Source organism: Streptomyces xantholiticus, from assembly GCF_014651015.1.
Lineage (GTDB): Bacteria > Actinomycetota > Actinomycetes > Streptomycetales > Streptomycetaceae > Streptomyces > Streptomyces xantholiticus.
The window spans coordinates 41,130-67,427 of the sequence record NZ_BMWB01000016.1; the positions used below are offsets into that span (position 1 = coordinate 41,130).

General features: G+C 70.4%; 23 protein-coding genes. 16 read left to right on the forward strand and 7 right to left on the reverse strand.

The genetic code is table 11. From position 1 onward, the window contains the following. Positions 1 to 147 precede the first annotated feature (147 nt). Positions 148 to 1,503: an aspartate aminotransferase family protein gene (locus tag IE198_RS22365; protein ID WP_189889373.1), complete on the forward strand. Its 1,356-nt coding sequence runs from the start codon at positions 148 to 150 to the stop codon at positions 1,501 to 1,503. A 254-nt stretch (positions 1,504 to 1,757) separates the two neighbouring features. Here the strand turns inward: IE198_RS22365 and IE198_RS22370 are convergent, their stop codons facing one another. Beyond that, positions 1,758 to 2,702, reverse strand: a complete 945-nt coding sequence (locus IE198_RS22370) for an NADP-dependent oxidoreductase (RefSeq protein WP_229834223.1) — start codon at positions 2,700 to 2,702, stop codon at positions 1,758 to 1,760. Between the two features lie 120 nt (positions 2,703 to 2,822). Here IE198_RS22370 and IE198_RS22375 point away from each other — a divergent pair, with 120 nt between their 5' ends. After that, positions 2,823 to 3,833, forward strand: a complete 1,011-nt coding sequence (locus IE198_RS22375) for a GlxA family transcriptional regulator (RefSeq protein ID WP_189889375.1) — start codon at positions 2,823 to 2,825, stop codon at positions 3,831 to 3,833. Positions 3,834 to 3,845: 12 nt separating this feature from the next. Here IE198_RS22375 and IE198_RS22380 read toward each other — a convergent pair whose 3' ends face one another. Beyond that, positions 3,846 to 4,328 (reverse strand): hypothetical protein, encoded by a 483-nt coding sequence (locus IE198_RS22380; protein ID WP_229834225.1) that lies wholly within the window; start codon positions 4,326 to 4,328, stop codon positions 3,846 to 3,848. An 82-nt stretch (positions 4,329 to 4,410) separates the two neighbouring features. Here IE198_RS22380 and IE198_RS22385 point away from each other — a divergent pair, with 82 nt between their 5' ends. From IE198_RS22385 to IE198_RS22400, 4 genes are all read left to right on the forward strand, one after another. Beyond that, positions 4,411 to 5,187, forward strand: coding sequence for a GntR family transcriptional regulator (locus IE198_RS22385; protein WP_189889377.1), 777 nt, complete (start codon positions 4,411 to 4,413; stop codon positions 5,185 to 5,187). Then, a complete protein-coding gene (locus IE198_RS22390; RefSeq protein WP_189889379.1) occupies positions 5,184 to 7,595 on the forward strand; it encodes a dolichyl-phosphate beta-glucosyltransferase in 2,412 nt (803 codons plus the stop codon). Before IE198_RS22385 ends, IE198_RS22390 begins: the two co-directional genes overlap by 4 nt. 190 nt (positions 7,596 to 7,785) lie before the next feature. Beyond that, a complete protein-coding gene (locus tag IE198_RS22395; protein WP_189889552.1) occupies positions 7,786 to 8,436 on the forward strand; it encodes a putative DNA-mimic protein in 651 nt (216 codons plus the stop codon). Between the two features lie 92 nt (positions 8,437 to 8,528). Continuing rightward, complete coding sequence (locus IE198_RS22400) at positions 8,529 to 9,485, forward strand: class I SAM-dependent methyltransferase (protein WP_189889381.1); 957 nt, start codon at positions 8,529 to 8,531, stop codon at positions 9,483 to 9,485. A gap of 152 nt (positions 9,486 to 9,637) precedes the next feature. Here IE198_RS22400 and IE198_RS22405 read toward each other — a convergent pair whose 3' ends face one another. Then, the gene (locus IE198_RS22405) at positions 9,638 to 10,381 is read right to left on the reverse strand and encodes an SLATT domain-containing protein (protein WP_189889383.1); all 744 of its coding nucleotides are present in this window, start codon (positions 10,379 to 10,381) and stop codon (positions 9,638 to 9,640) included. Positions 10,382 to 10,747: 366 nt separating this feature from the next. Here IE198_RS22405 and IE198_RS22410 point away from each other — a divergent pair, with 366 nt between their 5' ends. The 7 genes from IE198_RS22410 (at position 10,748) to IE198_RS22440 (ending at position 17,402) form a co-directional block, all read left to right on the forward strand. Then, complete coding sequence (locus tag IE198_RS22410; RefSeq protein WP_100108321.1) at positions 10,748 to 11,083, forward strand: YbaB/EbfC family nucleoid-associated protein; 336 nt, start codon at positions 10,748 to 10,750, stop codon at positions 11,081 to 11,083. 79 nt (positions 11,084 to 11,162) lie between these two features. After that, positions 11,163 to 11,762: a recombination mediator RecR gene (recR, locus tag IE198_RS22415; RefSeq protein ID WP_189889385.1), complete on the forward strand. Its 600-nt coding sequence runs from the start codon at positions 11,163 to 11,165 to the stop codon at positions 11,760 to 11,762. Further along, the gene (locus IE198_RS22420) at positions 11,755 to 12,414 is read left to right on the forward strand and encodes a DUF5063 domain-containing protein (protein ID WP_189889386.1); all 660 of its coding nucleotides are present in this window, start codon (positions 11,755 to 11,757) and stop codon (positions 12,412 to 12,414) included. Before recR ends, IE198_RS22420 begins: the two co-directional genes overlap by 8 nt. A 430-nt stretch (positions 12,415 to 12,844) precedes the next feature. Further along, on the forward strand, positions 12,845 to 14,116 hold the full coding sequence (locus IE198_RS22425; RefSeq protein WP_189889388.1) for an aspartate kinase: 1,272 nt from the start codon (positions 12,845 to 12,847) through the stop codon (positions 14,114 to 14,116). A 25-nt stretch (positions 14,117 to 14,141) separates the two neighbouring features. Beyond that, positions 14,142 to 15,194 carry an aspartate-semialdehyde dehydrogenase gene (locus IE198_RS22430; RefSeq protein WP_189889390.1) on the forward strand — a complete coding sequence of 351 codons (1,053 nt, stop codon included), beginning with the start codon at positions 14,142 to 14,144 and terminating at the stop codon, positions 15,192 to 15,194. Positions 15,195 to 15,573: 379 nt separating this feature from the next. Continuing rightward, positions 15,574 to 16,236 (forward strand): SigE family RNA polymerase sigma factor, encoded by a 663-nt coding sequence (locus tag IE198_RS22435; protein WP_189889392.1) that lies wholly within the window; start codon positions 15,574 to 15,576, stop codon positions 16,234 to 16,236. A gap of 107 nt (positions 16,237 to 16,343) precedes the next feature. After that, positions 16,344 to 17,402: a hypothetical protein gene (locus IE198_RS22440; protein ID WP_229834226.1), complete on the forward strand. Its 1,059-nt coding sequence runs from the start codon at positions 16,344 to 16,346 to the stop codon at positions 17,400 to 17,402. Positions 17,403 to 17,738: 336 nt separating this feature from the next. Here IE198_RS22440 and IE198_RS22445 read toward each other — a convergent pair whose 3' ends face one another. The 4 genes from IE198_RS22445 to IE198_RS22460 form a co-directional block, all read right to left on the reverse strand. Then, the gene (locus IE198_RS22445) at positions 17,739 to 18,494 is read right to left on the reverse strand and encodes an SURF1 family protein (protein WP_189889394.1); all 756 of its coding nucleotides are present in this window, start codon (positions 18,492 to 18,494) and stop codon (positions 17,739 to 17,741) included. Positions 18,495 to 18,600: 106 nt separating this feature from the next. Continuing rightward, entirely contained in the window at positions 18,601 to 20,424 is a 1,824-nt protein-coding gene (locus IE198_RS22450; protein ID WP_189889556.1) for a S9 family peptidase, read from the reverse strand. 336 nt (positions 20,425 to 20,760) lie between these two features. Continuing rightward, on the reverse strand, positions 20,761 to 21,336 hold the full coding sequence (locus IE198_RS22455; protein WP_189889396.1) for a TerD family protein: 576 nt from the start codon (positions 21,334 to 21,336) through the stop codon (positions 20,761 to 20,763). A gap of 287 nt (positions 21,337 to 21,623) precedes the next feature. Continuing rightward, positions 21,624 to 22,166, reverse strand: a complete 543-nt coding sequence (locus tag IE198_RS22460; RefSeq protein ID WP_189889398.1) for an MOSC domain-containing protein — start codon at positions 22,164 to 22,166, stop codon at positions 21,624 to 21,626. A gap of 644 nt (positions 22,167 to 22,810) precedes the next feature. On the opposite strand from IE198_RS22460, the gene IE198_RS22465 reads away from it, so the two are divergent. The 3 genes from IE198_RS22465 (at position 22,811) to IE198_RS22475 (ending at position 26,189) form a co-directional block, all read left to right on the forward strand. Continuing rightward, complete coding sequence (locus IE198_RS22465) at positions 22,811 to 24,214, forward strand: ice-binding family protein (RefSeq protein WP_229834228.1); 1,404 nt, start codon at positions 22,811 to 22,813, stop codon at positions 24,212 to 24,214. A 126-nt stretch (positions 24,215 to 24,340) separates the two neighbouring features. Continuing rightward, positions 24,341 to 25,072: a DUF5819 family protein gene (locus IE198_RS22470; RefSeq protein ID WP_308426840.1), complete on the forward strand. Its 732-nt coding sequence runs from the start codon at positions 24,341 to 24,343 to the stop codon at positions 25,070 to 25,072. 61 nt (positions 25,073 to 25,133) lie between these two features. Then, positions 25,134 to 26,189, forward strand: a complete 1,056-nt coding sequence (locus IE198_RS22475) for an HTTM domain-containing protein (protein ID WP_229834250.1) — start codon at positions 25,134 to 25,136, stop codon at positions 26,187 to 26,189. The last annotated feature ends 109 nt before the right edge of the window (positions 26,190 to 26,298 follow it).

Below are 26,298 nucleotides of genomic sequence, written 5' to 3' on the forward strand. Positions count from 1 at the left end.
TGCCTCATATGACAGCAGGCTGTCATATCGACAACATGCTGTCAATGGCTGCCGGGCGGGCGGCCCGACACCCTGCCCAGATATGAGGCCCGGTCCATACAAGATGGCCATGTCGTGGCCCCTCGGCGCCTCCTTACGCTGGCCGGCATGACCCCTCATGCCGACCCCGAGGCCGGCGCCGCCGTGAAGGCCGCCGACCGTGCCCACGTGTTCCACTCCTGGTCCGCCCAGGGCCTGATCGACCCGCTCGCCGTCGCCGGCGCAGAGGGGTCCTACTTCTGGGACTACGACGGGAACCGCTACCTCGACTTCACCAGCGGCCTCGTCTACACGAACATCGGCTACCAGCACCCGAAGGTCGTCGCGGCGATCCAGGAGCAGGCCGGGAAGCTGGCCACGTTCGCGCCCGCGTTCGCCGTGGAGTCGCGTTCTAAGGCCGCCCGGCTGATCGCCGAGCGCACCCCCGGCGACCTGGACAAGATCTTCTTCACCAACGGCGGTGCGGAGGCCGTCGAGAACGCCGTCCGGATGGCCCGGCTGCACACGGGCCGCCCGAAGGTGCTCTCCGCCTACCGCTCGTACCACGGCGGCACCGCTACCGCGATCAACATCACCGGCGACCCGCGCCGCTGGGCCAGCGACAACGGCACGGCGGGCGTCGTCCACTTCTGGGCGCCGTTCCTGTACCGGTCGCCGTTCTACTCCACGACCGAGTCCGAGGAGTGCGCCCGCGCCCTGACCCACCTCGAGGACACCATCGCCTTCGAGGGCCCGCAGACGATCGCGGCGATCGTCCTCGAGACGATCCCCGGCACCGCCGGCATCATGACGCCGCCGCCCGGCTATCTCGCGGGCGTCCGCGAGATCTGCGACCGCTACGGCATCGTCTTCGTCCTCGACGAGGTCATGGCGGGCTTCGGCCGCACGGGCACATGGTTCGCCGCGGAGCACTTCGACGTGGTGCCGGACCTGATCACCTTCGCCAAGGGGGTGAATTCGGGATACGTACCGCTGGGCGGTGTCGCGATCTCCGCGGAGATCGCCGCGACCTTCGACAAGCGCCCCTACCCCGGCGGGCTCACCTACTCCGGCCACCCGCTGGCGTGCGCGGCGGCCGTCGCCACGATCCAGGTGATGGAGGACGAGAAGGTCGTCGAGAACGCGGCGATGATCGGCGAGACCGTCCTCGGCCCGGGCCTGCGGGAGCTGGCGGAGCGTCACCCGTCGGTGGGCGAGGTGCGCGGCCTCGGTGTCTTCTGGGCCCTTGACCTGGTGCGCGACCGCGAGACCCACGAGCCGCTGGTGCCGTACAACGCGACGGGCGAGGCGAACGCCGCGATGGCGGCGTTCGGCGCGGCCTGCAAGAAGAACGGCCTGTGGCCCTTCGTCAACATGAACCGCACGCACGCGGTGCCGGCGTGCAATGTGAGCGAGGCGGAGGCGAAGGAGGGGCTGGCAGCGCTGGACGCCGCGCTGGCGGTGGCGGACGAGTGGGTGGCTTAGCGGGCAGCCTTTCCCCCACCCCGCCGTTCCCGGACCGCTCCGCCCCGGACCCCGGACCCCGCGCCTCGAACTCCCCTACGGCCCGGTGGCCGCGCCCCGGGGAACCGCGCCGCCAGGCCCAGGGGGAAGGGGCGGGGTGGGGAACGGCCCCACCCAGCGGGCCGGCCCCGTCCGTCGCCCCGTAGCGCCCCGCCTCCGCACGGCGGCCAAGGCGCGCCTCCGTCCGCCGCCCACGACTCAGCCCCGCCCGCGCCTCACCCGACCGTCAGCACCACCTTCCCCCGCGCGCCCCCCTCCTCCCCCATCGCATGCGCCTTCGCCGCCTCCTCCAGCGGCAGTACCGCCTCCACGTGCACCCGCAGCACGCCCGACTCCACCAACGCCCCGATCTCCTTCAGGCCGCCCGCGTCCGGCTCGACGATCGTGAAACCGGCGCGCAGACCGCGCCGTTCGGCGACATCCGTGAGGTACGCCTCCGCCGGCGAGGCGAGCGAGACCAGCACGCCACCCGGCCGAAGCACGTCGAGCGAGCGCGGCCCGTACTCGCCGCCCACCGTGTCCAGCACGACGTCCACCTCCGCGACGGCCGTCTCGAAGGCCGTCGCCCGGTAGTCGACGACCTCGTCCGCCCCGAGGCCCCGCACGAAGTCGTGCGCGGGCGCCGACGCCGTGCCGATCACGTATGCGCCACGGGCCTTGGCGATCTGGACGGCGAGGTGGCCGACGCCGCCCGCCGCGGCGTGGATCAGGACGCGCTGCCCCGGACGGACGTCCGCCGTGTCGACCAGCGACTGCCACGCAGTCAGCGCCGCGACCGGCAGTGCCGCCGCCTCGACGTGCGAGAGCCCGGCCGGCTTGCGGGCGAGGTGGCGCGCGGGCGACGTCATGAACTCGGCGTACGCGCCGGCCGGCTGCGGCAGTCTCGGCATGCCGAACACCTCGTCGCCCGGCCGGTACATGGTCACACCGAGCCCGACCGCCTCGACGACACCCGAGACGTCCCAACCCAGCGGCACCGGCCCGTCCGAGAGCAGCCCGCCCGTCGCACGGTGCCATCGGTCCGTGGGGTTGACCCCGGCGGCGTGCACCCGCACCAGTACCTCTGAGGGGCCCGGCTCCGGTCGCTCCACCTCCACGACCTCCAGGACCTCAGGTCCACCGAGTGTCCTCTGGCCGATGGCACGCATGACGGCAGGCATGTTCCGCTCCTTCAGCAGGCGGTCGACCAACAGGCGGTCGAACCGGGTGTAGGACCACCCTCCGCCGACCAACACGCCCCCACGAGTGGCCGGATGGCCAGGGTGTGCAAGGATCTGGCCATGCCGCTGTCCTCGCCCGAGCGCCCGCACCGAGTCGTCGTACTCGCCCTCGAAGGCGTCTACCCCTTCGAAATGAGCATCCCCGCGCGAATATTCGCCACCGCGGCCGGCCGTGACGGCGAACCGCTCTACGAGGTGATCACCTGCAGCCTCGACGGCGGCCCGGTCCGCACGAGCGCGGACTTCTCGGTCACGGTGGAGCACTCCGCCGACGCCTTCGCGACGGCGGACACCCTCGTCGTCCCGCCCTTCGCCTGCGGGCCCGACCAGACCAGGGACTGGCTTCCCGCCCCGCTCGCCGACGCGCTGCGCGGGCTGCGCCCCGGGGCCCGGATCGTGTCCATCTGCACCGCCTCGTACGTGCTGGCCGCCGCCGGTCTGCTCGACGGGCGGCGCGCGACCACGCACTGGAACGAGGCGGCCGACTTCCAACGGGCCTTCCCCGAGGTCGAGGTGGACCCCGGCGTGCTGTTCGTCGACGACGGCGACGTGCTCACCGCTGCCGGCGTCGCGGCCGGTGTCGACCTGTGTCTGCATCTCGTACGCCGGGACCACGGCAGCGACGTCGCCAACCGGGTGGCACGGCTGTGTGTCGTGCCACCGTGGCGGGAGGGCGGCCAGGCGCAGTTCATCGAGCGGCCGGTTCCGCTGCAGACCGCCGCGACCACGTCCCCGACCCGGGCCTGGGCCCTGAGCCGTCTCGGCCGCCCGGTAACGCTGGCCGAGCTGGCCGCTCACGCGCGGATGAGCGTGCGCACCTTCTCCCGGCGCTTCCGGGAGGAGGTCGGCACGACTCCGGTGCAGTGGCTGACGCAGCAGCGCATCGAGCACGCCCGCCGGCTGCTGGAGACCACGGACCTCCCGGTCGACCGGGTCGCCGACGAATCCGGCTTCGGTACGGCTGCCTCGCTGCGTCAGCACATGGCGGCGAGCGTCGGAGTCTCTCCGATGACGTACCGCCAGACGTTCCGCGCCGGGTCCGAGCATGCCGCCCGGCCCGGCGCATCCTGACCGGCCACCGGCTCACGCCCCCGGCTCGACCTCCAGGAACCGCCGCTTACGCGGCCCCCGGTACAGCAGCCCCTCCCAGCCCAGCCCGGCCAGCACCTCGGCGCACGCCCTGAGCCGGCTCTCCTCCTCCTGGGCGGCTCCGCCGCCCGGCGGGCCGAGCCACTCCACGTACACCGTCCGCGGACGGTCACCGGGCCGGACGCGGTAGCCCGTGGCCGTACGCCGCCCGGCATCGTCCGCGGCCACGGCGGACGGCGGGAAACCGGACGCCTCCAGGGCCAGCGACACGGCGCGGACGGTCCGGGTCAGCTCCCACGGCGCGGGCACGTTCTCGTTGCCCGGCCCGCCGCCCGTGGTGTTCGTCACCCGGCGGATCCGGAGCAGCCCCTCGAACGCCGTCCGCACCTCCGCGTCCCTGCTCGGGCCCGCCACCTGGGGCCCGTCGCCGGTGGCCGGCTCGAACACCTCCTCCACGCGGGCATCGCCTCCCCTCACGGTCAGACCGTACGCTGCGCATCCGGCGCGCCATCCCCCTGGCCTATCGTGTCCGGGACCAATGGCGAAGGAGAAGGCCACGATGCCCGGCTACGGGAGCGGCAGCGGTGGCGGGAACGGCGGTACGAGCGCCGTCACCCGCAGTACTCTGCGGCAGCAGATCGCCGACGCGCTCCGTGACGAGGTGCTTGCGGGCCGTATGCAGCCGGGTCAGGAGTTCACCGTCAAGGAGATAGCGGACCAGTACGGCGTCTCCGCGACGCCCGTCCGCGAGGCCCTGGTCGATCTGTCGGCACAGGGTCTGCTCGACTCCGACCAGCACCGCGGTTTCAAGGTGCATCAGTTCTCGGTCGACGACTACCGGACCATGGTCGAGACCCGGTCGATGGTCGTGGAGGCCATCCTCGGGCACATGGCGGGAGACCGGCCCTGCCCGCCGGCCCCGCAGGCGGTGCTGTCCGTACGGCGCCGGGCCGAGGAGGCGTCGCGGGCGGCGCGCGCCGGGGACCTGGACATCCTCGTCGGCTACGACCTGCGCTTCTGGCGTGAGCTCGGCGCGCTCGTCGCGAACCGCTATCTCTGCGACTTCCTGCACCGGCTGCGGGTTCAGGGATGGGTGTTCTCCGTGCCGTTCCTGCGCGCCGATCCGGAGCTCCCCGCCTGGCTCTGGGCCGGGCACCAGGACGTCGTCGACGCGGTGACCAGGGGAGACAGGACCGCGGTGCGCGCCGTGATCCGCGCGTACAACGACCATGCGCTGGCGTGGGCGGACCGGCTGGAGAGACGGTACCGGCGGGAGCAGGGCCGACCGGACGAGGACGGGCGGGACGAGGACCGGCGGGGGCGGCAAGAGCGGTGAGCGTGGATCTGAGCGTCGTCGTCCCGGCGTACAACGAAGAGGCGCGGCTGCGGCCGACGCTGGACGCCATTTGCGCATATCTCCGCGCGGAGCCGGACCGCTGGGGCGAGTGGGAGCTGATCGTCGTCGACGACGGCTCGACCGACGCCACCGCGAAGATCGCGCAGGAGGCCGCGTCGGAAGAACCGCGGATCCAGCTCGTCTCGAGCGAGACCAACCGAGGCAAGGGCAGCGCCCTGCGCCTCGGCGTACTCGCCTCCTACGGCACCCGGGTGCTGATCACGGACGCCGACCTGGCCACACCCGTCGAGGAACTGGACCGGCTCGAGGCGGAGCTGGAGACCACCGGCGGCGCCGCTGCGATCGGCTCCCGCGCCCACCCCGACGCGCAGATCGAGGTGCACCAGCGGCGGCTCCGGGAGTGGCTCGGCCGGATGGGCAACCGCCTGATACGAACGGTCGCCGTCCCGGGCATCCGGGACACCCAGTGCGGCTTCAAACTCCTCGACGGAGACAAGGCCCGGGCCGCGTTCGCCGACTCCCGGCTGGACGGCTGGGCCATCGACGTGGAGATACTCCGCTTCTTCCGGCGGGCGGGCTGGTCCGTGACCGAGGTCCCCGTCCGCTGGTCGCACCGGGCCGGCTCGAAGGTCAGGCCGGCCGACTACGGCAAGGTGCTGCTGGAGCTGCTACGGCTGCGCACCCGTGCCGTGCGCCGGGTGGACCTGGTGGTCACCGGGCTGTTTCTGCTCGCCTCCGTACTGCTCTACAAGGGCCTGTGGGCGGACCTCGACCACGCCTACCTCCGCGACGCCGGCCAGGACCAGAACCAGTGGGAGTGGTTCTTCGCCGTCACCGCCGACAACGTCGTCCATCTGCGCAACCCGCTCTTCACGACCCTCCAGAACAACCCCGAGGGCGTGAACCTGATGGCCAACACGGTGATGCTCGGCCTGTCCGTGCCCTTCACCCCGGTCACGCTCGCCTTCGGCCCGACCGTCACCTGGGCGCTCGTCCTCACCCTGGGGCTCGCCGCGACCGCGACCGCCTGGTACTGGCTGATCGCCCGGTGGCTGGTACGCAACCGGTGGGCGGCGGCGCTCGGCGGGGCGTTCGCCGCGTTCGCGCCGCCGATGATGTCGCACGGCAACGCGCACCCGAACTTCCTCGTCCTGTTCATGCTCCCGGTGATCATCGACCGGGTGCTGCGGCTGTGCGAGGGGCAGAGCGTCCGGCGTGACGGGATACTGCTGGGGCTCTTCGCCACCTATCAGATCTTCCTCGGCGAGGAGCCGCTGCTGCTGGCCGCCATGGGTCTGCTGCTGTTCGTGCTCTCGTACGCGCTCGCCACCCGTGACGTGGCAAGGGCGGCGTGGCGGCCGCTGCTGCGCGGCACCGGCATCGCGCTGCTGGTGTGTCTGCCGCTGGTGGCGTTCCCGCTGGGCTGGCAGTTCTTCGGGCCGCAGAGCTACAAGAGCGTGCTGCACGGCGACAACGCCGGCAACAGCCCGCTCGCCTTCCTGCAGTTCTCCGGCCGGGCGCTGATGGGCTCCGACGCCGGGGCCGATCCGCTGGCGATGAACCGCACCGAGCAGAACGCCTTCTTCGGCTGGCCGCTGATCGCGCTGGCCTTCGCGATCGTCATCCGCCTGTGGCGGCTCCCGCTGGTCAAGGCGCTCGCCTTCACGGCGGTCGCCGCGGCGTTCCTCTCCCTCGGGCCGAAGTTCCGCATCCCGTACACGGACATCGTGCTGACCGGTCCTTGGCGGGCGCTGGCGCACCAGCCGTTGTTCGAGTCGGTCATCGAGTCGCGGGTCGCGATGATCTGCGCGCCCGTCCTCGGGATGCTGCTCGCGCTGACGGCGCAGCGGCTGACCGCCTGGTGTCCGGTGCTGCGCGGGCTGGGATTCGCCGCGCTGGCGGCGGCACTGGTCCCGGTGCTGCCGACGCCGTACCCCGTACGCGAGCGGTCCGAGATACCGGGATTCATTGTGCAGGGCACGTACAAGAAGTACCTCGCGGAGGGCGAGTCGCTGGTCACCGTGCCGCTGCCGCACCCGGGCAGCGCGGAGGCACTGCACTGGCAGTCGGCGACGGGACTCGGTTTCAGGGTGGCGGGCGGCTATTTCAACGGCCCGTGGGGCCCGGACCGCATCGGCATCTACGGCGCGACCCCGCGCCACACCTCCAACCTCCTGAACGATGTCCGCAACTCCGGTCGTGTCCCCGTGATCGGCCCCAACTGGCGGGCGCAGGCACGGCACGACCTCGAGGCGTGGAACGCGGGCGCGGTGGTGCTGGCGCCGCAGTACAACGAGGGGCCGCTGTACGAGGCGGTGGAGAAACTGCTGGGCCGGCCGGGGGAGAGGGTGGCCGGGGTGTGGGTATGGGACGTGGGAGAGGAGTGACAAGGGGGTACTGGACCGTACGGAACCGTACTGAACGCGCCCTTCGCGGACCGTTGCCGTCGCACTACGCTGCTGTGACCATCGTCCTTTTTCACGCTTCCTTCACCTCCGGCTGCCGGCTCCGCGCCCGTACGGCCGGTGACCCTCGACCGCACCACCCGTGCCCGAACTGCTGAGAGCGAGCCCTCCCTTGGCCTGTGACCTGTGGCTGGTCCCCCTCGTCGACGTGCTGTGCCACAGCCCCGACAACCCCTTCGCCGAAGAGATCGCGTCCTACGACAAGGCACTGACCGGCGCGGGCCTGCCGACGGTGCCCGTCTTCGCCTACATGCCAGGCCTGTCGGGCGACGTCGCACCGGTGGCCGGGTTCGACTACGACGCTCTGCACTTCCTGCGCCGTGCCTATCTGCTGCAGCTGTGCGGGCTCGCAGTGACGCCGGTGGACGAACTCGGCGGCGACTACGAGCAGTTGCTGGAGATGTTCGAGTCGACGGCACAGCAGTCCCATCTGGTGTGGCACTACGACCACGCCGGCGCGTACGTGCCGGTCGACTTCCAGGCCCCGCTGTTCAACGACGAACTCCTCGAGGGCGGCGGCCCCCTTGGTTCCACCCAGGGCCTGCTGCGCGAGCTGGAGTACGTGGCCCCGTCCATCGGCATCGACCCGGCGAACCCGCCGGCCGCGCCGGAGCCCCCGGAGCGCCCGACGGCCCTGGAGGAGCCGGCGGGGCCCATCCCGTACGACGAGAGCCCGTTCGCGCGCGAACGGCACGTATGGCTTGGGCTGCACGCGGCGGCGACCCGGAGTCTCGGTCAGGGGTCCATGATCATCTTCAGCTGACAGCCCGTCGCGCCGCTACGCGCTCCGCGAGGTTAAGACGCCGGACAGGTGCCCGACGAGTGTCGGACACCTTGTCCCGGTAGGACCGGGACATGTCGCAGACAAGCACCTCCGCCGACACCCCCACCGAGGGAACGGCCGCGGAGGAACTTCCCAGGCCGGAGCGGTTCGCCGACGTCAAGGGCTGGTTCTGGCCCGTCGATCAGATGGTTTTCGACTGGTTCCTGACCCGTCAGAGAGAGGCAGGCCGACAGGGTGACCTCCTCGAACTCGGCGCCTACATGGGCAAGAGCGCGATCTTCCTGGGCAAGTACCTGGGTGAGGGTGAGAAGTTCACCGTCTGCGACCTCTTCGACTCCCCGGCCCCGGACGATCCCAACAGCGCCGAGATGGGCCGCTCCTACTCGACCCTGACCCGGCGGGCCTTCGAGGCGAACTACCTCTCCTTCCACGACGAACTGCCCACCGTGGTGCAGGCGCCCACCTCCGTGATCACCACCGAGGTCGCCCCGGACAGCTGCCGCTTCGTCCACGTCGACGCGTCGCACCTGTACGAACACGTCCATGGCGACATCGCGGCGGCCCGCGCACTCCTCCACGCCGACGGCATCGTCGCCTTCGACGACTTCCGGGCCGAGCACTGCCCAGGCGTCTCCGCGGCCGTGTGGGGCGCGGTCCCGACGACGGGCCTCAAGCCGATCGTGATCACCGGCAGCAAGCTCTACGGCACCTGGGGCGACCCGGCACCCGTGACCGAGGCGCTCCTTGAGTGGCTGGCGACGCGGACGGACGTCTGGCACGGGGTCGAGGAGGTCGCCGGCCTGCCGCTGATCCGCATCAAGGGCCCCAAGGCCGCCGCCCCGCCCCCGCCGGCCTCCCGCCACGAGCCCCTTCCCGAACCCGAACCCGCCCCCGAACCCGCCCCTGAGCCCGCGGTCCCCGCGCCGTCCCCCGCGACACCCCCCGCCGGCCGCTCCCTGCCACGCCGCCTGGCCCGCGACCTCCTCCCGCCGATCCTCACCCGCACCCTTCGCCGGGCCTTCCGCTGACGCGATGACGGGCCGGCGCCGGCAGGAGCTCTCCTGCCGGCGCCGGCCCGTGGGCGTCCTTCTCCGTGTCGCTCCCCGGCTGTTCGCACAGCCTCTACCGTCAGCCTGTGGTCCACGAGGACCTACGAACCCACCGGACCGGCCGGTGATCCTCAGCGCGGCGGCTCCGGGGGCCGCTGGCGGGGCATGTTGGGGCGGGTGGTCGGCGGGAGGGGGAAGCGGCCCTGGATGACGCCGCCGGGCGGCGGCGACGCGGGCTCCGGGCGCTGAGGGGTGGGCGAGAGGCGCAACGGGGCCGGACCAGGTCGGAAGTCGGTCATCCAGTCGGAGGTCTCGGACCGGACCAGGTCGGCGATGTCCTCGGAGAAGCGCCGCAGCACGCCCAGGCAGCGCTCGGCCGCCTCGCTCGCCGTGCCCTCCGTCGGGCCCAGGACCTCGCGCACGCTCTCCGAGGCCCAGTCGTACCGCAGCGCCTGGAGCCGGCGCTGCACCGCCTGCGCCGTGGCCACGTCCCGCATCCAGCCGGCCGTCAGGCCGAAGTACCGGTCGCAGGCCAGGCAAGCGGCGGCCACAAGCAGGGAGAGGTAGCCCCAGGGGGTGGCTCCGGAGATCGCCTGCGTCAGGTCCAGGAGGGGGAGGACCGCACCGGTGACGCCTCCCGCAGCAGTGCCGAGGCGCAGCAGTCGCGCGGCCCGGCGCTTGCGGACCCGGTCCGAGAGATACCAGTCCGCCGTGCGCAGCGCGTCCGCCTCGACCCAGCGATAGAGCTCGTCCAGTCGGGCCGCAGGCTCGCCCCAGTCACCGAGGGGGAATCTCCGCCCCGTCAGGTCACTCGGCGGCGCCTCGCCACCCTCGCCGCGGGCCGGCCCCCCGGGCTGCATCTCCGGCTGGCTCACCGGTGCACTCCTCTGCGCTTCGCTGACGACCAGGGCTGACGCCCAGGACTGACGCCAGGACTGACTATCAGGTCCGAAAAGGTGCTGAAAAGGTGCTGACGTTACACCGCGTGACGTACGTGGCGCGCGTGCGTTCTGATGCGACTCAGGCCCTTCATACCGCCGAATGGTGGTCTGCGGGCCGGGGATCCCGGTATTTCCGCCCGCACGGGGGTCCTGGTCAGGTATGGGAGCGTTAATCAGGCTCGTCCGGCTCACTCGAAAGAGTTACCCGATGCGGGGTGGGGCGGCCGGCTGGGCGAACACGTAGGCTCGGGGTACCGAAGCGTACAGCGCCTTCAGCCGTCGACATAGCCAGGAGTGACCGTGATCCCCGGTGGTGGCCAGCCCAACATGCAGCAGCTGCTCCAGCAGGCCCAGAAGATGCAGCAGGACCTGGCGAAGGCCCAGGAGGAGCTTGCGCAGACAGAGGTCGACGGCCAGGCCGGCGGCGGACTGGTGAAGGCCACCGTCACCGGCTCCGGCGAGCTGCGGGGTCTCGTCATCGACCCGAAGGCCGTGGACCCCGAGGACACCGAGACCCTCGCGGACCTCGTCGTCGCCGCGGTCCAGGCCGCGAACGAGAACGCCCAGCAGCTCCAGCAGGACAAGCTCGGGCCCCTGGCGCAGGGACTGGGCGGCATGCCGGGCATGCCCTTCTGACCGTTCGTGCGGTTGCCCTTCTGGTGGCCACCGGCACCAACTACCGTAAGCAGCAAGCACTCCAAGGAGAGGCGTTCCGTTGTACGAAGGCGTGGTTCAGGACCTCATCGACGAACTGGGCAGGCTGCCCGGCGTCGGTCCCAAGAGCGCGCAGCGGATCGCCTTCCACATCCTCCAGGCCGAGCCGACCGACGTCCGCCGCCTCGCGCACGCGCTGCTCGAGGTCAAGGACAAGGTCCGTTTCTGCGCGGTGTGCGGCAACGTCGCGCAGCAGGAGCAGTGCAACATCTGCCGCGACCAGCGCCGAGACCCGACGCTCATCTGTGTCGTCGAGGAGCCGAAGGACGTCGTCGCGATCGAGCGGACTCGGGAGTTCCGCGGCCGGTACCACGTCCTCGGCGGCGCCATCAGCCCCATCGAGGGCGTCGGTCCCGACGACCTGCGCATCCGCGAGCTGCTGGCCCGCCTCGCGGACGGCACGGTCACCGAACTGATCCTGGCCACGGACCCCAACCTGGAGGGCGAGGCGACGGCCACGTACCTCGCCCGCATGATCAAACCGATGGGTTTGAAGGTCACGAGGCTGGCCAGCGGACTCCCTGTGGGGGGAGACTTGGAATACGCCGACGAGGTCACGCTCGGGCGGGCCTTCGAGGGGAGACGACTGCTCGATGTCTGACGCCATGCTGCACGCCGTAGGACAGGACCCGGACAGTTTCGCGGTCCAGATCGCCGACTCGATCGAATCCTTCATCGTCGCGACCACCGAGGTCGCGAAGGGCGACGAGCCCGACAGCGCGATCCCGTTCCTGCTGCTGGAGGTCTCCCAGCTGCTGCTGACCGGCGGCCGGCTCGGCGCGCACGAGGACATCGTCCCGGAGGAGCGGTACGAGCCGGACATCGGGCCGGACCTCGACGTCGACGGGCTGCGCATGCGTTTCGCGACCATGCTCGAGCCGATCGACGTCTTCTCCGAGGTCTTCGACCCGTACGAGCCCCGCAAGGCGCCCGTCCCGTCACGGATCTCCGACAGCCTCGCCGACATCATCATGGACCTGCGCCACGGCCTCGCCCACTACCGGGCGGGACGCACCACAGAGGCGCTGTGGTGGTGGCAGTTCTCGTACTTCTCCAACTGGGGCCCGACGGCCTCCGCGACCCTGCGCGCCCTGCAGTCCCTCGTCGCGCACGTCCGTCTCGACCAGCCCCTCGCCGAGCTGGACGGCCTCGACACCGACGAGGACCTCACCGAGGACGCGCTGGCCGAAGAGGCCGGCAAGGTCATGGTCCAGGAGATCGCCGCTCCGCTGGGACTGCGGCGGACCCACTGAACTGTCCATGAGGCCGTGACGGACCCCTCTGCCCCGGACCTCTGCCACGGCGCCCTGCGGGCCCAGCCCGCCGCGACGCGTCGGCCGAGGCCGACCGCCGTATCGATGTGGGCGTCGGCCGCCGGCGGGCCGCGCGGAACCTGGTGGGGTCCCCGGGGCCACGTCCCCGATGCCACGTCCCCGATGGTCACGGCGTGCCAGGGCCGACGCCGCCGACCTGGTGCGTGTGAGCCGGCCCACATACTCGCGTACCCCGGCGAGCCCTGGGCAGTAGCCAGTCCGAACGGCCGCGGGTGCCCTCCGGGACCACCGGGTGATCACTTGCTGAGCGGGACATCTCACGATGTGACATCACAGGGGCGATCCGCGGCCGCTCGATAGACTGAGCCGACCGCAGTAGTGACTGCAGAAGACCGAGCGAGGAGCGCACGTGGGCCTTGTCGTGCAGAAGTACGGAGGCTCCTCCGTTGCCGATGCCGAAGGCATCAAGCGGGTCGCCAAGCGAATCGTCGATGCCAAGAAGGACGGCCACCAGGTGGTCGTCGTGGTGTCGGCGATGGGTGACACGACGGACGAGCTGATCGATCTCGCCGAGCAGGTATCCCCGATCCCTGCCGGGCGTGAGTTCGACATGCTGCTGACCGCGGGAGAGCGGATCTCCATGGCCCTGCTGGCCATGGCGATCAAGAACCTGGGCCACGAGGCCCAGTCGTTCACCGGCAGCCAGGCAGGCGTCATCACCGACTCGGTCCACAACAAAGCGCGCATCATCGATGTGACGCCGGGCCGGATCCGCACCGCGCTCGACGAGGGCAACATCGCCATCGTCGCCGGCTTCCAGGGTGTGTCCCAGGACAAGAAGGACATCACCACCCTGGGGCGTGGCGGGTCCGACACCACGGCGGTGGCGCTGGCCGCCGCGCTGGACGCCGAGGTCTGCGAGATCTACACCGACGTCGACGGCGTCTTCACCGCCGACCCGCGGGTCGTCAAGAAGGCCCGGAAGATCGACTGGATCTCCTCCGAGGACATGCTGGAGCTCGCCGCCTCCGGCTCCAAGGTGCTGCTGCACCGGTGCGTCGAGTACGCACGCCGATACAACATCCCGATCCACGTCCGCTCCTCCTTCTCCGGACTGCGCGGCACCTGGGTCAGCAACGAACCGCGAGGGGATCAGAAGGTGGAGCACGCCATCATCTCCGGAGTCGCCCACGACGTCTCCGAGGCCAAGGTCACGGTCGTCGGCGTCCCCGACAAGCCGGGCGAGGCCGCTGCCATCTTCCGCGCGATCGCCGATGCCGAGATCAACATCGACATGGTCGTGCAGAACGTCTCGGCGGCCACGACCGCCCTGACCGACATCTCCTTCACGCTGCCCAAGACGGACGGCGCCAAGGCGATGGCCGCCCTGGAGAAGCAGAAGTCCTCCATCGGCTTCGACTCGCTGCGCTACGACGACCAGATCGGCAAGATCTCCCTGGTCGGCGCCGGTATGAAGACCAACCCGGGCGTCACCGCCTCGTTCTTCGAGGCGCTGTCCGACGCGGGCGTGAACATCGAGCTGATCTCGACCTCCGAGATCCGCATCTCGGTGGTCACCCGGGCCGACGACGTCAACGAGGCCGTGCGCGCCGTGCACACTGCCTTCGGTCTCGACTCCGACTCCGACGAAGCGGTCGTCTACGGAGGCACCGGGCGATGACCCGCCGGCACGCAGGCGTGCGGCGATGACCTGCAAGCCGGCGCTCGCGGTCGTCGGAGCGACCGGAGCCGTCGGTGCGGTGATGCTCCAGATCCTGTCCCAGCACGCGGACGTCTGGGGCGAGATACGACTCGCCGCCTCCCCGCGCTCGGCCGGCCGCAAGCTGGCCGTGCGCGGGGAGGAGTGCGAGGTACTGGAGCTCGGCGAGAGCATCTTCGACGGCATCGACGTGGCGATCTTCCTGGTGCCTGGCGAGGTGTCGGAGCGATGGGCGCCCGTGGCCGTTGCCAAAGGCGCCGTCGTTGTCGACGCCTCACCGGCCTTCCGGGCGGACCCCGACGTCCCGCTGGTCGTGCCCGAGGTCAATCCCCACGCGGTGCGGGTGCGGCCGCGCGGCATCGTCGCGAGCCCGCACGACACGACACTCGCCATGCTCCCGGCCGTCGGCGCGCTGCACGCCGAATTCGGCCTTCAGGAACTGGTCGTCTCGTCCTACCAGGCCGTCAGCGGCGCGGGCCGTGAGGCCGTGGCCGCACTGCGGGCGCAGCTGTCGCTGGTCGCCGGTACGGAGCTGGGCGTGGGGCCCGGAGACGTACGGCGTGCGGTGGGCGACGACCTGGGGCCGTTCGCGGCCCCGCTGGCCCTCAACGTGATGCCCTGGGCTGGGACGGTCGCCGACGACGGCTGGTCCTCCGAGGAACTGGGGCTGCGGTCCGAGACCCGCAAGATCCTCGGCCTGCCGACACTGAAGGTGTCCGCGACCTGCGTACGGGTGCCGGTGCTGACCGCGCACTCGCTGTCGGTGCACGCAAGCTTCGAGAAGGAGATCACCGTGGAGCGGGCGCACGAGGTCCTCGCGACCTCGCCCGGTGTCGTGCTCTACGACAACCCGGAGGCGGGCGACTTCCCCACGCCCGCGGACGTGGTGGGAACCGATCCCACCTGGGTGGGACGCGTTCGCCGTTCGCCGGACGACGCCTGCGGGCTCGAGCTGTTCGTGTGCGGCGACAACCTCCGCAAGGGCGCGGCCCTCAACTCGGCCCAGATCGCCGAGGCCGTGGCCGCCGAGTACACCTGAGTCCCGCCCCTCCGTACAAGGCCCCGGGCGCGGCTCAGGGGCAGGCGGCGGCCGGGCTGTCGGTGCCGTCTCGTAATCTCATGGTCCCAGCAGTTAATGCGGCGTGGTGCAGGCGCCGTTCTTTGTAGGATCTGTGAATGCCCTGTGAGGAAATCGATGGTCTGCACCACTTGAACTGGGGCATCGGCATGTTTGATCATTCGCTTCTCCCTTGCTGCAACCGGTAGTTGGGCGGGAGGCGTCCTTACGGGCACCTCGACGCGGTGCCCGTAAAAAAGGGGCATAGGGGAAGAGCGGTGCGCATGCGGGTATTTCGTTCGCCGTCAAAAGCGGTGACGTACGCGTACAACCCTGGCGGGGGGCAGCGTGTCCAACAGGCGTGGCAGAGGTTCTCGACATCGCAAGGGTGGCCCCGGTCCGCGGCGTTTCGGTGCGCCCGTACCGAAGGCCCCGCCCGGCCGGCGGCATGCCGGTGATCGCACCCGTGCCTGCTTCGCGGACCACCCGCATGCCCTCTCAGCAGCAAGGCGCTGACGACGCCATGGCCGTGGGCACCACCGTCGACCTCCTCACCGAGACCTACCGCGCCCACTACCGGTCGCTGCTGGGTCTTGCCGCGCTGCTCCTCGACGACACGGCGTCGTGCGAGGACGTGGTGCAGGAAGCGTTCATCCGCGTCCACTCGGCGCGCAGTCGCGTGCGGGACCCGGAGAAGACCCTCGCCTACCTGCGGCAGACCGTGGTCAACCTCTCCCGTTCCGCGCTCCGCAGGCGCATCCTCGGTCTCAAGCTGCTCTCCAAGCCGATGCCGGACATGGCGAGCGCGGAGGAAGGCGCCTACGACCGGTTGGAGCGGGATGCGCTCATCAAGGCGATGCGGGGGCTCCAGCGGCGTCAGCGCGAGGTGCTGGTGCTGCGGTACTTCGCCGACATGACCGAAGCGCAGGTGGCCGAGACCCTGGGGGTGTCCCTCGGCTCGGTCAAGGCCTACGGTTCACGGGGTATCGCGGCGCTCCGTGTCGCCATGGAGGCTACGAAATGAGCGGCCGCGACAACAGCTTCGGGCATTCCGAGCATTCCGAACATTCTGAGCATTCTGAGCATTACGGGCCGGACGGGCCGTCTGACGACCGGACTGGGAACGAGACTGTGAACAACGGGCCGACCGACGGGCCGAGGGATTTTCCGATCAACGACCTCGGGGGGGACGAGGACGCGCTGCGGCGTCTGCTGCAGGGTGCTGTCCAGGACATCCAGCCCGCCCCCGACGCACTGGACCATCTGCGCCGGGCGGTTCCGGCGCGACGGGCCCGCAAGAGGCAGGCTCTGGTCGGCATGGCCGCCGCGGCCCTGCTGATCGGCACCGCCGTCCCCGCCTTCGTCCATGTGGCGAATTCCGGCGGCGGCGACAGCGCCAACCCAGTGAACGCCGGTCACGATCAACAGGCACAGGGCGGTACGGGCAACGATCCGGGCGTCACCGGCGGCGACAACGGCGTCAAGGGACCCACTCCGGGCACCGGGGACGCCGTCGTGCCCGGCCGGAGCACCGGGCCGGGACGGTCTGCCGACGAGCCGACCGGGGGAGGGGACGGCGCCTCCGGCGCGGTCCAGTCACCCGCCGGAGAGGTCCAGGCCTGCGAGCCGGGGCAGTTGGCGATGTCCACGGAGCTGGGCGCACCGGACGCCGACGGCAAGACGTACGGCACTTTCCGCATCACCAACATCTCCGAGACCGACTGCTCCGCCGGCAGCTCCGCCGTGGGCTTCCAGGCGCTGGGCGCCGCCGACCCGGCCCGGATCGGCGTGGCCCGCCACACCGCGGGTGACGCGGCGAGCGGCCTGCCCTCGACGTCGACGGAGACGGACGCGGCGGTCGCGCCGGCAGGCGGGGCGTACGAGGTGAAGTTCGCCTGGGTGCCGTCCGACACATGCCCGACCGAGGAACCGTCGCCCGATCCGTCGCCCACCGACGGTGACGCCTCCGGCGGCTCCACAGCCGGCGCGGGCGGTGCCGGTGGCCAGGGCGGCACCGGTACGTCCGAGGGGGACGCCGTCGAGCCGCAGTTGCTGACCGAGGGCGGCACGAAGGACGGCAGCGTGACCGTTACCTACTCGCTGCTGAGCGGCGCGGTCAGCGGCCAGACGAACGTCCCCGACGCCTGCGCCGGCACGATCTACTACACCGGCGCGCTGGCAGGGCAGTGACGCAGTCCGAGCGGTCGCAGCGCCTCGCCGGCGGCCGGTCCGCAGCGCGCCGCGAGCAGCGGTCGCCCTGGGCCGTGGCGACGCGGTCCCTACGGCTGCCGCGGCCCCGCCCCGGAGACGCCCGCCCGGTCGTGCGCCCGTCAGACGGTGCAAACGCCCATTGACCGTCTCCGGTCCGGCTCGGCCGGCCCGCCGGGGCGAGGCCGGCCGGGGCAGGAGGCCGACGCGCCGGTGGGCTTCGACCGGGTGCGTCAGTCGGTCAAACGCCGGCCGGGCGATGCCGCCCGTCCGGGTGTGGGCGGGTTCGTACGGGACGGATACCACGGCGCCCGTGTCTCAGACGGTCTCCGGCTCCAGCCCCAAGGCCCGGTCCCGCGCCGCTTCCGCCTCGCGGCGGACCAGGCGGAACCACATGAAGAGCACGAAGCCCGCGAAGACGAACCACTCGCCCGTGTAGCCGAGGTTCTGGAACGCCTTGAGGTCCAGACCGCTGTTCTCCGGGGCCGCCGCCGGCACGGCCGTCAGACCGCTGTCGGCCTTCGACAGCGTGACCCACGCGTCGTACACATCGTCCGGCACCAGGTTCACCAGCGACGCCGCGCTGATCATGCCCAGTTGTCCGCTCGGCAGACCGCCCGCCGCGTGCACGCCGTCCGTACCCGTCGACTCGGAGGCCTGCAGCGCGCCGGTGACCGTGACCTCGCCGGTCGGGGCGGCCGGCGCCCGGCCGCCCTCGGGCATCCAGCCACGGACCACGGGCAGCACGCGCCCGCTGTCCGTCTTCAGCAGCGTCAGTACGTACGAGCCGCGCTTGCCGTCGAGTTCGCGCTGCGGGACCACGAACTGCTCGCCGTACCGGCCGGACGCCGTGGCCGGCCGGCCCGACGTCTCCTTGTCGACGGGCAGCAGCTCCTCGAGCGGCGCCGCCTCCTGCTGCTCCGGGCCCGGCTCGCGCTCCGCCTCACGATGGGTGTCGACACGGTCCTCGAACCTACCCAGCTGCCACGAGCCCATGAAGATGCAGAACGGGATCGCCAGCAGGATGAAGACGTTGATCCCCCACCAGCGGGGCGTCAGCAGGAATCGGTACACCCCTCCACGGTACGGAACGCGTGAGCCGTTCCTCGTGTCGGGGCCGCCACGACGGCCGCCCCGGGGCTCCCACGCCGACGGCTGTGGGGGAGGCAGCGCCGAGGGTTCACGGCTGTATCGCGGCTTCCTTCAGATGCCGGTCGGCGAATCCGATCTCGAGTCGCACCTGCTTGATCCGCTCCTCCACCACGAGGGAGCCGTGACCGGCGTCGTACCGGTACACCTCGTGGACCGCACCGCGTGCCACGAGCCTGTCCACGTAGTTGTCGATCTGCCGTATCGGGCAGCGCGGGTCGTTGACCCCGGCGGAGATGTAGACGGGGGCCCGGACCGCGTCGACGTACGTCAGGGGCGACGAGGCCTCGTAGCGCTCGGGCACCTCCTCCGGGCTGCCGCCGAACAGCGTGCGGTCCAGCGCCTTCAGGTTCTCCATCTCGTCGTGGTACGACGTGACGAAGTCGGCGACCGGCACCGCGGCGATGCCCACGGCCCACTCCCGCGGCTGCGTCCCGAGGCCCATCAGGGTCAGATAGCCACCCCAGGAGCCGCCCGCCAGGACCAGCTTCGCCGGGTCGGCGAGTCCCGAGGAGACCGCCCACTCACGGACCGCCGTGACATCCTCCAGCTCGATCAGACCGACCCGGTGCTTGAGTGCGTCCGTCCACTCGCGGCCGTAGCCCGTGGACCCCCGGTAGTTGACCCGGACGACCGCATAACCATGGTCGATCCAGGCCGCCGGGCCCGCGGCGAAGGCGTCACTGTCGTGCCAGGCCGGACCGCCGTGGATCTCGAACACGGTCGGCAGTGGACCACTGGCGCCCGCAGGCTTCTGCACAAGGGCATGGATACGGCCCCCGGGGCCCTCCACCCATACGTCCTCGACCGGCACGGAGGCGGGCGCCGTCAGGCCCGGAGGGTCGAGGACCGCCCCGCCGGCGGTGGACCGGACGCGCGGCGGCTGCGCCGCGGACGACCACAGGTACTCGACGCTGCCGTCCGGGCGGGCCGTGGCGCCGGAGACCGAACCGGCCGGTGTGTCCAGCTGCGTCAGCGCGCGCGTCGCCAGGTCGTAGCGCCACAGCTCGCCGCGCGCCTCGAAGCTGTGCGCGATCAGCAGCGCGGAGCCGTCCGGATACCACTCGGCGTTCACATCGCCCGGCAGCTCGATGCCGAGGTCGGTCTCCTCGCCCGAGGCGACGTCCCAGATCATCGGCTCCCAGCGGCCGCGCCGCTGATGTCCGACGAGCAGGCGGGTGTCGCCGTCGACCGGGGCGAAGCCGAGGACCTCCAGGCCGAGCTCCACCGTGCCGCCCGCCGTGTCGTCCAGCTCGGCCACCGTCGTGCCGTCGAGGCGGGTCACCCGCAGCGCGGAGTGCATGGCGTCCCCGTGCTCGGTGTGCTCGACGGCGAGCAGCGATCCGTCGTGCGAGAGGTCGCCGACCCCGGCCGACTCCCGGTGCCGGTAGATCTCGACGGGCGCCGCCCCCGCCCGTACGACATGGATCGTCGTGCCGTCCTCGTCGGTGGAGCGGCCGATGACCGCGGTGGTGCCGTCACGGCCGATGGCCACTCCCGCCGGATACGACGGCTCGAGGCCGGGTGCGGCGGGTACGTCGTCGCCGCCGTGGAACGGCTGCCGCATCCAGATGCCGAACTCGTCCCCGTCGGTGTCCGAGAACCACCACACGGCCTCGCCGTCGGGGGTGAGTATCCCGTCCGACGTGCCGTTCGGCCGGTCGGTGACCTGGCGCTGGGTGCCCGTCGCCCGGTCCCAGGCGTACAGCTCGTAGGTCCCCGTCGCGTTGGAAACGAACAGGGACCGGTCCGGAGCGTCCTCCGCCCAGTCGGGCAGGGAGACGCGCGGCGCCCGGAAGCGCTTCTCCCAGTCGGGCATGTCGGCCATGATCTGTGCGTCGTTCATGCCCTCCATCAAAGCGGATGGCGCCGACACCCTCCGCCTCCTGTGGATAACTTGTCCACATGCCTGCTCACCGGCCGGTCGCAACCGGGTGGATCACACTCGCCGGGTCACCGCAACGGTCCGGCCGTCCGGCGCCGGCCGCCCCTCCGCGCTGACCGAAGGAACGCGGCTCTCCCATGGCGGATGCGCGGCCGCATGACGCGGCCGAGGGCCGTTCGGTGCTGGGGAACAGACGGTGAAGGCGGGCAGGTTGTGGCGGCGCACCTGGTGACGGGGCGAGGGAGGATGCCGCCGTCCCCGGTGTCCGGCCCGCGGTACGGGCCCGGACACCGGGGACGGCACTCGTCAGATGTTGACGCCGAAGTCCTGCGCGATGCCGCGCAGGCCCGAGGCGTAACCCTGGCCGACGGCACGGAACTTCCACTCCGCGCCGTTGCGGTACAGCTCGCCGAAGACCATGGCGGTCTCGGTCGAGGCGTCCTCGCTCAGGTCGTAGCGAGCGAGCTCGTTGTTGTCGGCCTGGTTGACGACGCGGATGAACGCGTTGCGCACCTGGCCGAAGGACTGGCCGCGGCTCTCGCCCTCGTGGATCGAGACCGGGAAGACGATCTTGTCGACGTCGGTCGGGACCGAGGCCAGATTGACCTTGATCTGCTCGTCGTCGCCCTCGCCCTCACCGGTGAGGTTGTCACCGGTGTGCTCGACGGAGCCGTCGGGGCTCTTGAGGTTGTTGAAGAACACGAAGTGCTGGTCGGTCAGGACCTTTCCGTTCGCGTCCACCAGCAGGGCGCTGGCGTCCAGGTCGAAGTCCGTCCCGGTGGTGCTGCGGACGTCCCAGCCGAGGCCCACGACGACCGCGGAAAGGCCCGGGGCCTCCTTGCTGAGCGAGACGTTGCCGCCCTTGGAAAGGCTGACACCCATGGAAATCCCCTGCGCAATCCGGCGCGGGCCACGCCACTTGACGATTTCTTTGCCCGACCGGACAACGACGCTGCCCCCATTTCGGTTCCCCGCCCGTCGAATCACCGGTCAGAACGGCGGTCGCGGTCGCCCGACAGGGGAGTCGTCCCGCCCACGGTTCACGAACGGGCCGGTCGTGCCCTCCTCGTCACAAAAGAGGTTGTCGTACTCCACGAGCTCCACGAGCTCCACGAGAAACTCGGCGAACTCCTCGCCGCCCCGTTGCGTATCTTCGGCGGGACGGAGGCTCAGACCCTGTCGAGCGGCCGGTGCGGCTCTGCCGGCAGGCGCACCGTGATCGTGTCGCCGGGCAGCACCACGCCGCCTTCGACGACGACGCTCATGATCCCGGCCTTCCGCACGAGGTTCCCGGCCTCGTCGCGGCCGACGACCTGCTTCAGCAGCCCGGCCTGGAAGATGTCGATCTGCAGACAGGGATTGCGCCGACCCGTGACTTCCACGACCGCCTCGTCGCCGATGTGCAGCCGTGTCCCGACGGGCAGACCGAGCAGGTCCATGCCGCGGGTGGTGACGTTCTCCCCGAGGTCACCGGGCTTCACCTCGAACCCCTCCGCACCGACCTCGGCGAACAGCTCCTCGTGTATGAGGTGCACCTGACGCAGATTGGGCTGCGTGGGGTCCTGAACCACCCGCGAGCGGTGCTTGACCGTGACCCCGGCGTGTACATCCCCCTCCACACCGAGCCCGGCGAGCAATGTGATGCGGTCCCGGTTGCCCTTGGTGAACGAGTATTCCCTGTTGCTGCTGACCGCCGTTACCGTCCCGCTCATCGGCGGAACCCCCCTCCTCGTCGGCAAGATCCCCCGTGAGCCTCATGCTCATGGGCTCAGAGGCAGTTCGGGCGCCGGCCCGGTCTCCTGCATGGTGTCCCGAGGGGGAAGGCCGGGTCGCGGCCGGCTCCCTCAACCGAAGGTGGCCCGCTCATGCCAGAAAGTCGTGGAGTCCACGTCGCCGGGGATCCCGAGGCCACTACCCTGGACGGGCTTTTGGCGATGGACGAAGTGTCCCGCGTGCACGTTCGAGCGCGGCCCCTCGTCACGGGGCGGACCGGCCGGACGGGCTGGGTCGCTGGGGGTGTGGGTCGGCGACGCTTGCTGTGGTTGCTGTACTTCGCTGCTGTACATCCTGGGCGGCTTGGTGGGCCGCGGCGAGGTTGTCGCGGCTGATCAGGGTGTCGGGGTGGGTGTGCCGAGGACCTGCTCGCATTGGGCGAGGGTGGCCTCGTACCTGCGCCCATTCGGGGGACAGCTGCTGTCAGCTTGCCCAATTCCGTGGTAAGCGCCTTCCGGCTCGTCGCACGGATGAGTGACGGCCAGTCAGCTCAACATTTTTTCTTGCATTCTTTGATGCATATTGATTGATTCCGGCGACATCACCTGGGTGAATCGCAACGGGGGTTGGGGGTCTGCTTAATATGCCGCCGACAGGCGAAGCGATTCCGTTCGACGAGGAACGTCCGGACGTCACCACCCCCACAGGAGTTGACTCCTCGATGACACTGAATATTTCCGATGCGCCGCATCGGCGCACAATGACGGCTTGGATCGCGGGGGTACTCACCCTGCTGGTCGCCTTTGCCGTGGTCGCACTGACGCCTACACGGGCGAATGCAGCAACACCTGTAGATCTGGGTACCGCGGATAGCTTCGCGGTACTGGCCGGCGCGGAGGTCACCAACACCGGGCCCTCAGTGGTCACTGGAGACGTCGGAGTGCATCCGGGGACGTCCATCTCCGGATTCCCGCCCGGTACGGTCAACGGGACTTTGCACTCCGGGGATACTGTGGCTGAACAAGCCAAGACCGACCTGGTCGCGGCCTACAACGACGCCGCCGGGCAGGCATCAAATGGCGCCCTTCCTCCGGATGCCGGTGGCTTGACGCTGGTTCCGGGCGTCTACACCGCCTCTTCAAGTCTCGGGCTCACCGGCACCCTCACCCTGGATGCCCAGGGCGACCCGAACGCAGTGTGGGTGTTCCAGGTCGGTTCGACGCTGACGACGGCGAGCAACAGCAGCGTGTCCCTCATCAACGGCGCATCGCCGTGCAATGTGTTCTGGCAGATCGGCAGCTCGGCCACCCTTGGCACCGGCACCACCTTCGTGGGCACGATCATGGCCAAGGCAGCGATCACCGTAACGACGGGAGCGACCATCGACGGCCGCGCGCTGGCCGAGGTCGAGGCCGTGACGCTGGACACCAACCGGATCACCAGGCCGGAGTGTGCGGGCAGCACGACCACAACCACCGGTGACGCTGCGACCGGTGATGCCGCGACCGGTGATGCCGCGACCGGTGACGCTGCGACCGGTGATGCCGCGACCGGTGACGCTGCGACCGGTGATGCCGCGACCGGTGATGCCGCGACCGGTGACGCTGCGACCGGTGATGCCGCAACCGGTGACGCTGCGACCGGTGATGCCGCAACCGGTGACGCTGCGACCGGTGATGCCGCAACCGGTGACGCTGCGACCGGTGATGCCGCAACCGGTGACGCTGCGACCGGTGACGACGGCGGATACCACGACGGCGGATACCACGACGGCGGATACCACGACGGCGGATACCACGACGGCGGATACCACGACGGCGGATACCACGACGGCGGATACGACCACGGCGGGTACCACGACGGCGGGTACCACGACGGCGGGTACCACGACGGCGATACGGCGAGAAGCCCGGGAATCCCGGCAAGCGCGAGGGAAAGCGCAGGGTGCACAAATGCCCGTTCAACGCTGAGCGAGTTGTTCCCCCGCCTATCGGCGGGACCAGTGGGTCCCGCGTGGGCTCACTCGGCGGAGTGCGCGCACGGGTAGTCGACCCCACACACGAGTGGGGTCGACTGGCGCGCGTCGGATCGTCGTCGATTCCGTCGCGCGCCCGCCCGCGGAAGCAGGAGAAGTAGATGCGAGCAGTCGGGATGGGAAGGGCCGGGTGGGTCCGTGTTGGGCGGCGTTGAATCGATGAATGTGAAGGAATCGCAGCGGACCGACGCTGAGCCGGCAGCACAGGACGGTGGCGGGGGACCGCGTATGACTCATGACATTTCTGGGCCACCCCGCCTGCTGACCGCGGGAACGGGGGCCGCGGTGGCCCTCTGCCTTGCAGTGGCTCTGGCCCATGTGCTCCTGGTGTTTCTGCACGTGGCGCCTCCGAATGCCATCTCGAAGGCGTACAGCCGACAGATCGACGCCTGGGTCCGGCCCGTGTTCGAGCAGAACTGGCGGCTCTTCGCCCCGAATCCGCAGTGGGTCAACCGGCAGATTTCGGCGAGGACCAAGCGGACAGCGCCGGACGGCACCACACGGGTGAGCGGTTGGATCGATCTGACCGTCAGGGACAATTCCGCCGTCAAGCACAACGTCTTCCCGAGCCATACGGCACAGAACATGCTGCGCCAGGCTTGGAATGCCTACCTCAAGACGCACGGCGGCAACGACGAGCCGCGCTCCCACCGTGCTGTGATGATCGAGAAGTATCTGCGCAACATCGCAGCGGACCGTGTCGCCGCCCAACGTGGCGGCACCTTCGACTCCATCCAATTGCGGGTCATCACGCAGCCCATCCCCGCGCCCCGCGCAGCGGGCGGTTTCCGGCCGGCCGCTGCGGCATCGACGCGTGCTGAAACCCGGTATCTGCCTTGGTGGAAGGTGTCGTCGCATGGAACGGACTGAGCAGGCACCGGTCCCAGCGCCCACACCGCCCCCACGCACCACCGAACCGGCGGCCGTGCGGATGTCGCAGCGCGTGCTCGACCAGGTCCATGCGTTCCTCGTCCTCCTGACCGAGCGGCCGGTCTCCTTGTATGCGGCGGCGATGCTGCGCATCGGGTACGGGCTGCTCTATCTCGTTTTCCTGCTCCGCGAGTTTCCACACCGCGACGAGATCTGGGGCCCCGGTTCACCGTGGACGCCCGCGCTGGCCAGGCAGATGTTCGACCAGAGCGGGTGGGTCAGCGTCCTCACCCTGTCCGACAGCCGGGTGTACTTCGAGGTCTGCTACGCCGTCGCTCTCGTCACGTGTGCGCTGTTCCTGTTGGGCTGGCGTACCCGGGCGATGTCCGTGCTGTTCGCGGTCGTGGTGGTGTCGTTCCACGCCAGGGCGATCTTCATGGCGGACGGCGGGGACAATCTCATGGTCCTCATGGCCGTCTACCTCGTCTTCACCGCGTGCGGCCGGCGCTGGTCCCTCGACGCGCGAAGGACCCGGCTCCAGGCGTCGGCGGGCAAGACGGCAGGCCGGCTCGGCGGCGGTCTCCGGCACCAGCTCGATGACGCCCGTATCATCTTGATCACTGTGCTGCACAACTGCGGCATGTTCGTCATCGCCGCCCAGGTCTGCTTCCTCTACGGATGCGCGGGCCTGTACAAGGTGCAGGGCGTCAAGTGGGGCGATGGCACCGCCCTCCACTACATCCTGAACATCGACCTGTTCCGGCCCTGGCCTGAGTTGTCCCAGATGATCGACGGCCATCACGTGCTGATTGCAGTCGTTGGCTATCTGACGGTGCTGGTGCAGGTCGCCTTTCCGTTTGTCCTGTTCGGCAGGCTCAAATACCCGGTCCTGGTCCTGTTGCTGGGCATGCACGTGAATATCGCGGTGGTCATGGGACTGCCGATCTTCTCCGGCGCGATGATCGTCGCGGACGCCGTGTTCCTGCCGGACCGCTTCTACCGCGCCGTGGGACGGCTGTGGCGGCGCACCGTACAGCGCACAGGTGGCACGGCAGCGGGAGCCTCGTCCGGGACAGCACCCGCCGCCGTACCGTCGCAGCCCCGACCCGCCAGCTGAGGCAAAGCCGCGTCTTGTCGAATTTTCGCGGGACCTGCGAGGTTCCCCGCTTCGCCGGTAGCCGCCGGTGCGCCGACAGGTTCCGTCCAGTTGGATCAGGGTCAGGGGC